The following is a 12780-nucleotide window of genomic DNA, read 5'->3' on the forward strand; positions in this document are numbered from 1 at the left end:
ATTACAGAGCTGCTTCGTCAGATTCGCCGGTACGAATGCGAATGACGCGCTGCAGTTCGGCAACGAAAATTTTGCCGTCGCCAATTTTGCCGGTATAGGCCGCTTTGCTAATGACATCAATGACTTCGTCAAGCTGATCGTCAGCAATCGCGACATCAATTTTTACTTTTGGCAGAAAGTTAACGCTGTATTCCGCCCCGCGATAAAGCTCGGCATGACCCTTCTGACGACCAAAGCCTTTCACTTCGGTGACAGTCAGTCCCTGAATACCCATTGAAGACAATGCTTCGCGCACGTCTTCGAGTTTGAATGGTTTGATTACAACCGTAACCAGCTTCATAGATCCCCTCCAGTCAGAATTCGGTAATGGCCGCAGCTTACGCAGAAGGTATTGCAAGGGGTGTGCCAGAAATGAAAACGAAGGGGAACAACGGTGTGATGAGCTTTACACGGTTCTGTTAAACGCCCGGGTGAAAAAAAACGCACCATGCCGGTGCAGGGTGCGTTTCAGTTTTGCACCAACAGGAATGACTGTTAGCGCGCCGCCTCATTTTAGTGCATCAGGCGCTAAGCGACTCTTCATCACGCACGCTGGCGGCCAGCTCTTCGCCCGCCAGCTGCAGCTGGTACATCTGCCAGTAGCGCCCTTTTGCTTCCAGCAGCTCGCGGTGCGTACCGCGCTCAACGGCCTGTCCGCGATGCAGCACCAGAATGGTATCCGCATCGACGACGGTGGAAAGGCGGTGGGCAATCACCACCAGCGTCGTATGATCGCGTACCGCGGCCAGCGCCTGCTGGATAGCCTGCTCGGTGCCGGAGTCAATACTGGCCGTCGCTTCATCCAGAATCAGTATCTGCGGCGTTTCAATCAGCACCCGCGCCAGTGCCAGAAGCTGCTTTTGCCCGACAGAGAGATTATTCCCCTGCTCGCCCAGCTTCGTGTTGATCCCGTCGCTGAACCCGCGCGCCAGCTCTGCCAGCTGCACTTTTTCCAGCACGTCCCAGACCTGCTCCTGGGTGTAGTCTCGCCCCAGGGTCACGTTGGCGTAGAAGGTATCGGCCAGAACGACCGGATCCTGCTGCACCATCGCAACGCCTTTGCGTAACACGGTGTGGCTGAGAGACGCAAGCGGGCGTCCGTCGAGGCGGATTTCACCTTGCTTGACCGGGTAATAACCCATCAACAGGCTGGCAAGCGTGCTCTTACCACTGCCGGTATGCCCCACCAGCGCCACAAAACCGCGCGACGGAACGTCAAGCGTGATGTCCTGCAACACCAGGCGGTCTTCGCGATAGGCAAACGAGACGTTATCAAAGGCGATAGCCCCGCTTTGCAGAGGTCGCTCATCATTGCCGTAGGCCTGACGCGGCCTGTCCATCAGCTCAAAGACGCGCTCACCGGCGACGACCGCCTGTTGCAGCATCGATTGCTGCGTAGTGAGCTCGATCAGCGGCTCGTTAAGACGTCCCAGATAGCTAATAAAAGCGTACAGCACGCCCACTTCAATCGTACCGTTTGAGCTCAGGCCAAAGAGCATCAGCAACCCACACAGCACCAGCGCCGAGAAAAGGCTCAGCAGCGGTCGCAGCAGGAAACCGTCCAGGCGCAGCGTCTGCATTCGCGCCATATAGTGCGAACGGCTGGCTTCGCCCATGCGTTCGCCAAAGCGCGCCTGCTGGCGGAACTGCTGGATGACGCTCATGCCGTTGATCACTTCGTTGAAGCCATCATTGATGTCGGCCAGGTAAGCGCGCACCCGACGCACAATCGGCGTGCTGTAGCGCTGGTAAATCACCATAACAATCAGCACCGCCGGGAAGATGGTGATCGCCACCAGCGCCATGCGCCAGTCGAGGCTGAACATCGCCACCAGCATCGCGCCAATCAGCGCCGCGCTGCGTAATACCGTCGCGACCACGGTGACGTACAGATCGCGGATCACCTCAGTATCGTTGGTCACGCGCGAAATCACCTGCCCGACCGGCTGGATATCAAACTCGCTGAGCGGCTGGCGAAGCGCCGCGTCCATCACGTCCGTACGCAGCTGCTGTACAACGCCCACGGCTGCACGGTTAAACAGCAGCGACTGAGCATAGTGCAACCCTGCCGCCGTCAGCTGTAAGCCGACGTAGGCCACGCCTAAACCCGCCACCAGACCCAACGGTAGATAGCTTTTGGCGACCATGTTGTCGATAAAATAGCTGATGAGCAGCGGACCGCTCACCTCGGCAATTGCCGCAATCCAGAGCAAAAGCACGGCCACCGAGAGCGGTTTACGCCACGGCGAGCCGTAGGCCAGCAGACGTTTGAGCGTCGGCCACATCGTTCCGAGCTTACGCATTGGCGGCCTCCTCATCCTGCTCCGGCGCATCGTCCAGCGCCGCTTCAAGCTGTTGATAGCGGTACATATCGCGATACCAGCCCGGCTGCTCGGCCAGCGTTTCATGCTGCCCGCGCTGGGCAATGTGCCCGTGTTGTAAGACCAGAATTTCGCTGGCTTCGGTGAGCGCTGACAAACGGTGGGCGCTGATAATCACCGTGCGTCCGTCGCCCCACTGGCGCAGGTTATGCAGGATTTCGTGCTCGGTACGGCCATCCACGGCAGAAAGCGCATCATCCAGGATCAGGATTTCCGCATTCAGCAGCAGCGCGCGGGCAATGGAGATACGCTGTTTTTGCCCGCCGGACAGCATGACGCCGCGTTCCCCGACTTCGGTGTCGTAGCCCTGCGGCAGGCGCAAAATGTCATCATGTACGCTGGCTAAACGCGCCACATGCTCGATCTCTTCCTGCGTTGCAGCCGGGCACCCAAGCGCGATGTTGTTCGCCACGGTGTCAGAAAAAAGAAACGGCGTCTGGCTGACAACCGCCAGACGGCCACGCCATTCATCAAGCAATAGCCTGGTCAGGGGAATATCGTGGAAGCGGATATCACCCTCGGTGACGTCAAAGTGGCGCTGGAGCAGCGACAGCACGGTACTTTTGCCGGATCCCGTCGGGCCGCAGATGCCCAGCATCTGGCCCGGCTGTAGGGTAAAGCTGACGTTCTCCAGTACCGGATGCTCCGTATGCGGATAGATAAACTGCCGGACGTCGACGGTCATGACGCCGCGCCCTTCAGGTACCGCGTCGCCGCCGTCAACGACCACCGGCGCTTCGGCCAGCATGGCGCGAATGCGGCTATAGGCGGCGCTGCCGCGCTCCACGATGTTAAACATCCAGGCCAGCGCCAACATCGGCCAGATCATGAGCCCCAGATACATCGCAAAACTGGTTAATTGCCCCAGGGTCAACGAGCCCTGCACCACCATCCAGCTGCCGCCGCCAATCGCCAAAAGGTTCGCCATGCCAATCGCGATATAAATGGTCGGGTCAAAGCGGGCGTCGATACGCGCGACGCGCATGTTTTTCGCTCCCGTGTCCGCCGCATCGGCCGCAAACAGCGCAGATTGCCGGTCTTCCAGGCCAAACGCTTTGATCATGCGAATGCTGGTCATGCTCTCCTGGGTGCGATCGTTCAGAGACGAAAACGCCGCCTGCGCCAGCTTAAAGCGCTCGTGCAGCTGTTCACCATAGCGATTGATCGCCAGCGCCATGATCGGCATCGGCAGAAGAGCGAGCAGGGTCAACTGCCAGCTGATCTGCGTGGACATCACGATCAGCACCGCGCAGCCCATCACCAGCGAGTCCACCAGCGTCAGCACCCCTTCCCCGGCGGCAAAGACCACGCGATCGACATCGTTAGTGGCGCGGGCGATGAGATCCCCGGTACGGTGGCGCAGATAAAATTCAGGATGCTGTCGGCTCAGCTGGCGGTAAAAATCTTCACGCAGCTCAACGGCCAGCTGATAGGACGCACCAAACAGCAGCACGCGCCAGACGTAGCGCAGCAGATAAACAATGACCGCCGTCAGCACCAGCGTGCCGACCCACATCAACACCCGTGCGGTGGTGTAATGCCGTTCGGTGACGCCATCCACGACGTACCCCACCACTTTCGGCGGGATCAGCTGCAGGATGGCAATGATAATAAGCAGGGCTACTGCACCGAGGTAGCGTTGCCACTCCCGACGAAAGTACCAGCTTAATTGGGCAAATAATCGCACGCAGTTTGTTCCTGAAGGTATTTTACGAAGTTATTCAATAGGTAATGCTGTGGTGTATTTAATCTGTTCCATGGCGAAACTTGAGGTGACGTCCGACAAACCGGGTACGCTGTTCACCAGCCGCTTGTAGAAATCATCATAGCGCTTCATGTCAGCCACCTGGACGCGCATCAGGTAATCGTACTCGCCGGCCATGCGCCAGAAACCGAGCACCTCGGGCATCTCAGACACCTGAGTGACGAAGCGGCAATACCACTCGCTGCTGTGATGCTGGGTTTTAATCAACACAAATGCCGTCAGCCCAAGCCCCAGCTTTTCGGGATCTAATAACGCGACGCGCCCCAGAAGAATGCCGTCATCTTCCAGCTTCTTAAGACGCTTCCAGCACGGGGTGGTGGTCAGATTAACGGCATCTGCCAGCGCCTGCAAAGAGAGGGTACAGTCATTTTGCAGCAATGAAAGGAGCTTGCGGTCAATTTTATCTAGCATACCCACCTCATAGAGAAAATTTTTCTCCCTTCATTCTATTTTAAAGGCCAGATAGCAACAATTTTTTCTGTGCTTTTCGCTATGCTAGGCACAAAATGACAAACGGATAACGACGATGAATAGCACCTGGGTTAAACATGCGATCAGCGAAATCAATGCCGACTATCAGCGCTCGGCGGATACGCACCTGATTCGCCTTTCCCTGCCGGGATTTGACGGCATTCAGCTCTATCTGAAAGACGAAAGCACCCATCCTACCGGTAGCCTGAAGCATCGCCTGGCGCGCTCGCTGTTTTTATACGGTTTGTGTAACGGCTGGATCAAAGAAGGCACCACCATCATTGAATCCTCATCCGGTTCAACGGCGGTGTCCGAAGCCTATTTTGCCCGCCTGCTGGGCCTGCCGTTTATCGCGGTGATGCCGTCATGCACCGCAAAACGCAAAATCGAGCAGATCGAATTTTACGGCGGTCGCTGCCACTTTGTGGAAAGCGCCTGCGAAATCTACGCCGCCTCCGAAATGCTGGCCCGCGAGCTGAACGGCCACTACATGGACCAGTTCACCTTCGCCGAGCGCGCAACGGACTGGCGCGGCAATAACAACATTGCCGACAGTATCTTCCGCCAGATGACCCACGAACCGCATCCGGTTCCGTCGTATATTGTCATGAGCGCCGGTACCGGCGGCACCTCAGCCACGATCGGACGCTACATCCGCTGTCAGGGCTACGATACCCAGCTGATGGTGGTTGACCCGCAGAACTCCGTGTTCCTCGACTACTGGCAAAATCGCGATGCCGGTCTGCGCAGCCCGGTGGGCAGTAAAATTGAAGGGATTGGCCGCCCGCGCGTGGAGCCCTCTTTCATCCCCGACGTGGTGGACGAGATGATGCGCGTGCCGGATGCCGCCAGCGTGGCAACGGCGCACTGGCTGGAAACGCAGCTGGGCCGCAAGGTGGGTGCCTCCACGGGCACAAATATGTGGGGCGCGCTGCAGCTTGCCGCACGTATGCGCGAAGAGGGTCGCACCGGTTCCATCGTCACGCTGCTGTGTGACAGCGGCGAGCGTTATCTTGAGACCTACTACAACGCGGAGTGGGTGCAGGCCAACATTGGCGACATCACGCCATGGAAAGCGCAGATTGTGCAGCTTGTGAAATAAAAAAAAGCCAGACCGAAGTCTGGCTTGCTGGAAGGGTCTCACTATTCGGGGGAATATGGGAGGTTGTTGTTGTCCAGCCAATGCGTCAAAAAATGGGACACCGCTTCATTACGGCAGTGACCAATAACCGGCAGATGAGGAAGTTCTGCTTTCAGCTGCGCCATCGCATTCCCCATGATCAGACCGCGACCTACGCTGCCCAGCATTTCGCGGTCGTTCATGGCGTCACCAAACGCCATACACTCCTGCAGCGTTAAGCCCAGGTGGTCGCTCAGAACCGCCAGAGCGGAACCTTTGTTACAGCCCACCGGCAGCACTTCCAGGCAATCCACCGCCGAGAAGGTCAGATGCGCCCGGTCGCCCAGCGCCTCATTCAGTTGAATCCGTAAGCGGCACAGATCGTCGTGATCGCCGCAGAAGCAGATCTTAGTTACCGCATGGGCGGGGATCCGACGCAGATCGATAAGCTGGTATTTAAAGCCGCTGTAAACATGCGCGTGCAATAATTCCGGGATGTCGCTTCCGGTAAACCAGCCCCGATCGTTAAAGACGTGGATGCTGGCCTGCGTGTCCCAGGTGCTGTGCAGCACGATGTCCGCCACTTCCGGGTTGAGATCCTGTCGGTGCAGCACGTCGCCTTCTACGGAGTGAATTCGCGTCCCGTTGCCGGTGATCAGAAAGGCGTCGAGGGAAAACGCCCCCAGCAGGTGGCGCATTTCCAGCACATGACGCCCGGTTGCAAACGTCAGGGTGACATTACGCTCGTGCAGGCGCTTCAGCGTGTTCAGGGTTTTTTCCCCTAAACGGTGATCCGGCATTAACAACGTACCGTCCATATCAAATGCAGCGAGCCGAGCCATGATTACTCCCGAAATGTGATGCGGTTAACTTGTGCATCAGTATCGTGTGAGATATACGGAAGTAATAGTGAATAGATGATAATTATTGTTCCGGGTTTCTTATGCGCCAGCTCAATCGACTCAACCAGTATCACCGCCTGTGGCAGCCTTCCCTGGGTGCAACGCAACAGGTCACCATCAGCGAGTTGGCCGCCCGCTGTTTTTGTAGCGAGCGGCATGTCCGAACGCTGCTGCGTCAGGCCCAGGAGGCGGGCTGGCTGAGCTGGCGAGCGCAGTCTGGCCGCGGTAAGCGGGGTGAGCTTACGTTCCATGTCACGCCGGAGTCACTGCGCAATGCGATGATGGAGGAGGCGCTGAAGAGCGGGCAGCAGCATAACGCGCTGGAACTGGCCCAGCTTGCCCCCGCAGAATTACGATCGTTGCTGCATCCGTTTTTAGGCGGGCAGTGGCAAAACGACACGCCAACGCTGCGCATCCCCTATTACCGCTCACTGGATCCGCTTCAGCCGGGTTTTTTACCCGGTCGGGCGGAGCAGCATCTTGCGGGACAGGTATTCTCCGGACTGACGCGATTTCGCGGCAACAGCAGTGAACCCACGGGCGATCTCGCTCATCACTGGGAGGTGTCTAAGGACGGTTTGCGCTGGCATTTCTATATTCGTTCCACTCTGCACTGGCATAACGGCGATAAGGTCGAAACCGGACAGCTTCAGCAAAGCCTGAATGCGCTTTTTGCCTTACCCGCCCTGCGTAAACTATTCCAGAGCGTCCTGCGCATTGACGTCACCCATCCCCAGTGTCTGACATTCACACTGCACCAGCCGGATTACTGGCTGGCACACCGCCTCGCCACCTACTGTAGTCGGCTTGCACATCCCGAACAGCCCCTGACGGGCTGCGGCCCCTTCAGACTCAGCGTGTATGAGCCGGATCTGGTTCGTCTGGAAAGCCACGAACAGTACCATCTCAGCCACCCGCTGCTTAAGGCTATCGAATACTGGATCACACCGTCGCTGTTTGACTATGGGCTGGGTACCAGCTGTCGCCATCCGGTGCAGATCGCCATTGGCGAGCCGGATGAACTGGAGAGTCTGCGCCTGGTGACGAACAGCACCAGTCTGGGCTTTTGTTATCTCACCCTGAAGCAAAGCCCGCGTCTGAGTGAAATGCAGGCACGACGGCTCATTAACATCATTCATCTCTCATCGCTTCTGCACACGCTTCCGCTCAACGAAGGGCTGATTACCCCAACAGAGGAGTTACTGCCAGGATGGGCAATCCCTCAGTGGTCGGATTTAACTCATGTCTCTCTGCCGACTAAGTTAACCCTGATTTACCATTTACCGGTTGAGTTACACACGATGGCGCGTCAGCTAAAACAGTATCTTGCGCAGCAGGGCTGCGAGCTAACGGTTATCTTTCACGACGCAAAAACCTGGGACGGATGCCAGCAACTGGCGGACGCGGACCTCATGATGGGTGACAGGCTGATTGGCGAAGCGCCGGAATATACGCTTGAACAGTGGCTGCGCTGTGATGCCCTATGGCCACATGTGCTTAGCGCACCGCAATATGCTCATCTGCAGGCCACCCTGGATGCGGTACAGACCCAGGCCGACGAGCAGGCCAGACATGCCGGGCTCAGGGCCATTTTCTCCCGGCTCATGGAAAAGGCGGTGATCACCCCACTGTTCAATTATCAATACCAGATCAGCGCCCCGCCGGGAGTTAACGGCATACGCCTCAATACCCGCGGCTGGTTTGACTTTACCGAAGCCTGGCTGCCCGCCCCTAAATCGTGAAGAAGCTGGTCGCCGTCGTGGTCTGACGGTAACATAACGTTTTTACCGTAACAGTCGAGATGATTTATGAAACGTGCCGTCGTCGTGTTCAGCGGAGGACAAGACTCTACTACCTGCCTGGTTCAGGCTCTTCATCAGTACGATGAAGTTCACTGTGTGACTTTCGATTATGGTCAGCGTCATCGCGCTGAAATCGACGTTGCCCGTGAACTTGCCCTGAAACTGGGCGCACGCGCGCACAAGGTGCTGGACGTTACGCTGTTAAATGAACTGGCCGTAAGCAGCCTCACCCGGGACAGTATTCCCGTCCCGGACTACGAACCTGATGCCAGCGGCATTCCGAATACCTTCGTGCCGGGTCGTAATATCCTCTTCCTGACCCTGACGGCGATCTACGCCTACCAGGTAAAAGCCGAAGCGGTGATCACAGGCGTGTGCGAGACCGACTTCTCCGGCTACCCGGACTGTCGTGATGAGTTCGTGAAAGCGTTAAACCACGCCGTCAATCTGGGGATGGCGAAAGAGACGCGCTTTGAAACCCCGCTGATGTGGCTGGATAAAGCCGAAACCTGGGCGCTGGCGGACTACTGGGGCAAGCTGGACCTCGTTCGCAGCGAAACGCTCACCTGCTATAACGGTATCAAAGGCGACGGTTGCGGCCAGTGCGCGGCCTGTAATCTTCGCGCTAACGGGCTGAACCACTATCTTGCCGATAAAGTCGGTGTGATGGCCGCGATGCAGAAAAAGACCGGGCTTAAATAGGGCTATTTGACCGTGCTGTCGCAAAACGGGTGTCGACAGCACGAGTATGCCTTAATATGTCTTATACGATCATCAACTCCAGCTTTTCCCGCAGTTCCCCTTCCAGCGGCAGCGCTTTCTGCGTTTTCAGATCGATACAGACAAAAGTAATCAGCGCATCAGCCACCACCTGCCCTTCAGGATCGAGCGTCACCACCTGGCTTAGCACCCCGCTTTTGCCGTTGATCTGCTGCACCTGGCTGGTCACCGTGAGCACATCGCCCAGCACGGCCGGACGCCGGTAGTTGATATTGATATTGACGACCACAAACGCGATGTTGTGCGCGGTCAGCCACTGAAAACTTTCGCTATTTTCCAGCCCGTCCCAGCGCGCTTCTTCAAGAAACTCAAGATAGCGAGCGTTGTTCACATGCTGGTAAACGTCGAGATGAAAACCGCGTACTTTGATTTTTGTCTGCATAGCGCAATTGCCTTTACTGTTATTGTAGGATGAGAGGTCATAACTGGTATGACCTCTTTATCCTGGCAAAATTTTGCCGCAGTGCAAGAAATTGCGTAATTACAGCGTCAGGTGTGAGAGGTTGCGCTCAACCAGTGCGCCCCCCATGCCCGGAACCTGTTTGAGATCGTCGACCGTTTTGAAAGGACCATACTCTTCGCGGTAGCTGACGATGGCCTGCGCTTTTTTCAGGCCGACGCCATTCATCACGCGGGCCAGATCTTCCGCCGAGGCCGAATTGATACTCACCCGCGTACCGTCATCATCCACGTTTTTACCGGCGTCAGTCGCTTTGGTTTGCCCTTGCACCGGCGCGGCTGCGTCGGACTTGCTCTGCGTAGCCTGTGGTTTGGCGGCGGGCGTCGTCGCCAGCGCGCCCGCGCTCATCCCGGTGGTGGCAATAGCCAGCGTAATTAACAGTGCTTTGATTCCACATTTCATGCTGTTATCTCCTTGTTTGTTGACAGCCACGTCACGATAGCCGCCAGATAAACCCGGCACAAACAGCAGATTGCAGAAATGGAAAAGGCCGCGAAAGCGGCCTTTAGTTATTGCAGAGCGTTACGAAAATCTGCGAGCAGACACGTAATTACTGCTGCTGAGTCATCACATCACCCAGCTTGATTTTGGCTTCTTTACGCAGGTTGCTCATCATGGCTTCGAAGGCAATCTGAGCATTGTTCTGGGTAATCCCCTGAACCATCGCTTTCTTCTGCGCGTCTGGCAGGGTGCCGGCTTTTACTTCATCCAGCGCCAGCAGAACGACGTTACCCTGCGCATCGGTGGTGGTACCGAAGCTTGGCTTGTCCTTCGCAGGCAGAGTCAGACCAAAGGCGGCCTGGCTGATTGGGTCCTGGCCGGTACGGCTCAGCGTTTTCGCTTCACCGAAGCTCAGACCAGCCGCTTTCAGCGCGTCTTCTTTACCCGCTTTCAAATCAGACAGAATCTTCTCAGCATCCAGTTTCGCCTGCTGTTCCGCTTTGTTGTGCTTAACCTGGGCAACGACCTGATCCTTCACGTCCGCCAGCGGTTTGACCGCTTCTGGCTTGTGCTCGCTGACGCGCAACACAAACGCACGATCGCCGTCGACGGTAATGATGTCAGAGTTACTACCCGGCGTGCCGTTCTCGCCCACCAGACCACCATTGAAGATGGCATCGGAAACCGGTTTAAAGTTCAGCTCTTCCGGCAGGTTGTCACGACCAAACCAGCCCGTCTCAACCGCCTTCACACCCGCCGCCTGCTCTGCACCCGCCAGAGATTCGTTGTCGTTGCTGGCAGCATCGCTCACCTTCTGCTGCAGCGCGTAGTAGGCATCCAGCGCTTTTTCCTGTTTCACTTTCGCCGCAATATCGTCGCGAACCTCAGCCAGAGGCTTGGTTTTCGCCGCGGTGATGTCGTCCAGACGCACGACCAGGAAACCAACGGAAGACTTGATGACGCCAGAAAGTTGACCTTTATCTTTCAGACCGGCATTTTTCAGCTCATCCGGTGTAGTCGCGTCTTCCAGCCATCCCATATCACCGCCGTTTTTCGCAGAGATAATGTCGGTGGATTTCGCTTTCGCAACGGTCGCGAAATCAGCGCCTTTATTCAGCTCTTCCAGTACCGCTTTGGCATCAGCCTCGGTCTTCGTCTGAATCACGCTGTAGCGGTTACGCTGCGGCTGAGTGAACTGATCCTGATGCTGGTCGTAGTAAGACTGGATTTCCGCATCAGACGCGGTTTCCTGCAGCGCGGCAGCATCCAGCTTGATGTAGCTCACACGGAACTGCTCTGGAGAAACAAAGGAATTCTTGTTCTGCTCGTAGTAAGCGTTAACGTCAGCGTCGCTCACCTGCTGTTTCGCCGCCAGGGCGTTCACATCAATAGTCGCTTCGCGTACAACGCGCTGCTGCGCCACCAGCGCGGCCAGTTCGTCCGTTTCACCTTTGAGCATGAAATCGGTGCCCACAACGGCATTGATGAGCTGCTGGGTGGTCAGCTGATTACGCAGAGCCTGCGCGTACTGATCGGCCGTCATGCCCATCTGGTTGACGATGCTGTTATAACGCGCGTTGTCGAATTTACCGTTAGACTGGAAAGCCTGGGTGGAGAAGATGGCTTTTTTCACCTGCTCATCGCTGATGCCAAGGCCCAGTTTTTTGGCATACTGATCCAGAAGCGCTTCGTCGATAAGACGGTTCAGTGTCTGCTGGCGCAGGGTCTTCATGTACCCTTCGTTCGCCGCCAGTTCAGAGAATTGGTCGCCCAGCTGTTGCTGCATACGGTTACGTTCACCGGCAAAAGCATTCTCGAACTGACCACGGCTGATCTCCTGGCCATTCACTTTTGCGGCATAGTTTGCGCCACCGCCAATAAGGTAACTGCTCACGCCGGTCAATATGAACGACACGATAATGATACCGAAAATAATCTTGAGCACGAGACTGTTAGCAGCCGTGCGTAAGCTGTCCATCATGGTGTAACAACACTCCGCTGTAGGTGACTGGTTACCTGACGCTGACGGAAAATCCTGCCCGTCGCGCGTGAAGGTGTATTGTGACAAGAAAACGGGGCGATTGTCAGCCCACAACTCGCATAAACTCGCACAAATCAGGTCTGGACAAACAAAAAAGGCACATCAAATGATGCGCCCTTGTACTTTCCGGCTTCCCTGAAACGGGAAAGCAATCAGTTTACTGCGTCTTTCAGCGCTTTACCTGCACGGAAACCCGGCACTTTAGCAGCAGCAATGGTGATCTCTTTACCGGTCTGAGGGTTGCGGCCAGTACGGGCAGCACGCTCTTTAACAGCAAAAGTACCGAAGCCTACCAGTGCAACGTCGTCCCCAGCCTGCAGAGATTCAGTAACAGAAGCAATTAATGCATCTAAGGCACGTCCAGCTGCAGCTTTAGAAATATCAGCACCAGCAGCAATTTTGTCAATCAGTTGAGATTTATTCACTGTTCTCTTCCTCTCTTTATAATTTATATCGCGCCTGAATCCTTCACAACGCGACCGCGCAGCAGTTATATCAGGCCTGCCATGACCTTACAACACCCGTTGTTGATGGCTGACCTAATCAGCAATCTAAATTAGCTATACAAAAAAAGGCTG

At 56.2% G+C, this 12780-nt stretch carries 12 protein-coding genes; 3 read left to right on the plus strand and 9 right to left on the minus strand.

Annotated features, from left to right (window positions below):
- Position 1: 1 nt before the first annotated feature.
- From glnK to P349_RS05440, 4 genes are all read right to left on the minus strand, one after another.
- Positions 2–340 (minus strand): P-II family nitrogen regulator, encoded by a 339-nt coding sequence (gene glnK / locus P349_RS05455; protein ID WP_008503304.1) that lies wholly within the window; start codon positions 338–340, stop codon positions 2–4.
- Between the two features lie 220 nt (positions 341–560).
- Complete coding sequence (locus tag P349_RS05450) at positions 561–2342, minus strand: SmdB family multidrug efflux ABC transporter permease/ATP-binding protein (RefSeq protein ID WP_032646170.1); 1782 nt, start codon at positions 2340–2342, stop codon at positions 561–563.
- A complete protein-coding gene (locus P349_RS05445; protein ID WP_032646169.1) occupies positions 2335–4107 on the minus strand; it encodes a SmdA family multidrug ABC transporter permease/ATP-binding protein in 1773 nt (590 codons plus the stop codon). Before P349_RS05445 ends, P349_RS05450 begins: the two co-directional genes overlap by 8 nt.
- 30 nt (positions 4108–4137) lie before the next feature.
- A complete protein-coding gene (locus P349_RS05440; protein ID WP_023310581.1) occupies positions 4138–4596 on the minus strand; it encodes an Lrp/AsnC family transcriptional regulator in 459 nt (152 codons plus the stop codon).
- A 115-nt stretch (positions 4597–4711) separates the two neighbouring features.
- Between P349_RS05440 and P349_RS05435 the strand changes: the two genes are divergently transcribed.
- Entirely contained in the window at positions 4712–5758 is a 1047-nt protein-coding gene (locus tag P349_RS05435; protein ID WP_032646168.1) for a PLP-dependent cysteine synthase family protein, read from the plus strand.
- Between the two features lie 41 nt (positions 5759–5799).
- Here P349_RS05435 and cof read toward each other — a convergent pair whose 3' ends face one another.
- Positions 5800–6618, minus strand: coding sequence for an HMP-PP phosphatase (gene cof / locus P349_RS05430; RefSeq protein ID WP_024906827.1), 819 nt, complete (start codon positions 6616–6618; stop codon positions 5800–5802).
- A gap of 101 nt (positions 6619–6719) precedes the next feature.
- Between cof and P349_RS05425 the strand changes: the two genes are divergently transcribed.
- Together P349_RS05425 and queC are read left to right on the plus strand one after the other, a co-directional pair.
- Positions 6720–8420 carry an SgrR family transcriptional regulator gene (locus P349_RS05425; RefSeq protein WP_032646167.1) on the plus strand — a complete coding sequence of 567 codons (1701 nt, stop codon included), beginning with the start codon at positions 6720–6722 and terminating at the stop codon, positions 8418–8420.
- A gap of 66 nt (positions 8421–8486) precedes the next feature.
- Complete coding sequence (gene queC, locus P349_RS05420; protein ID WP_032646166.1) at positions 8487–9182, plus strand: 7-cyano-7-deazaguanine synthase QueC; 696 nt, start codon at positions 8487–8489, stop codon at positions 9180–9182.
- 61 nt (positions 9183–9243) lie between these two features.
- On the opposite strand, the gene P349_RS05415 is transcribed toward queC, so the two are convergent.
- The 4 genes from P349_RS05415 to hupB all read right to left on the minus strand — a co-directional run bounded on the left by P349_RS05415 (position 9244) and on the right by hupB (position 12627).
- A complete protein-coding gene (locus P349_RS05415; RefSeq protein WP_032646165.1) occupies positions 9244–9642 on the minus strand; it encodes a YbgC/FadM family acyl-CoA thioesterase in 399 nt (132 codons plus the stop codon).
- A 99-nt stretch (positions 9643–9741) separates the two neighbouring features.
- Positions 9742–10122 carry a helix-hairpin-helix domain-containing protein gene (locus P349_RS05410; RefSeq protein WP_032646164.1) on the minus strand — a complete coding sequence of 127 codons (381 nt, stop codon included), beginning with the start codon at positions 10120–10122 and terminating at the stop codon, positions 9742–9744.
- Between the two features lie 148 nt (positions 10123–10270).
- Entirely contained in the window at positions 10271–12142 is a 1872-nt protein-coding gene (gene ppiD / locus P349_RS05405; protein ID WP_024906820.1) for a peptidylprolyl isomerase, read from the minus strand.
- Between the two features lie 212 nt (positions 12143–12354).
- Positions 12355–12627: a nucleoid-associated protein HU-beta gene (gene hupB / locus P349_RS05400; RefSeq protein WP_002444653.1), complete on the minus strand. Its 273-nt coding sequence runs from the start codon at positions 12625–12627 to the stop codon at positions 12355–12357.
- Positions 12628–12780 lie beyond the last annotated feature (153 nt).

Source organism: Enterobacter sp. DC4 (assembly GCF_000568095.1).
Taxonomy (GTDB): Bacteria; Pseudomonadota; Gammaproteobacteria; order Enterobacterales; family Enterobacteriaceae; genus Enterobacter; species Enterobacter pseudoroggenkampii.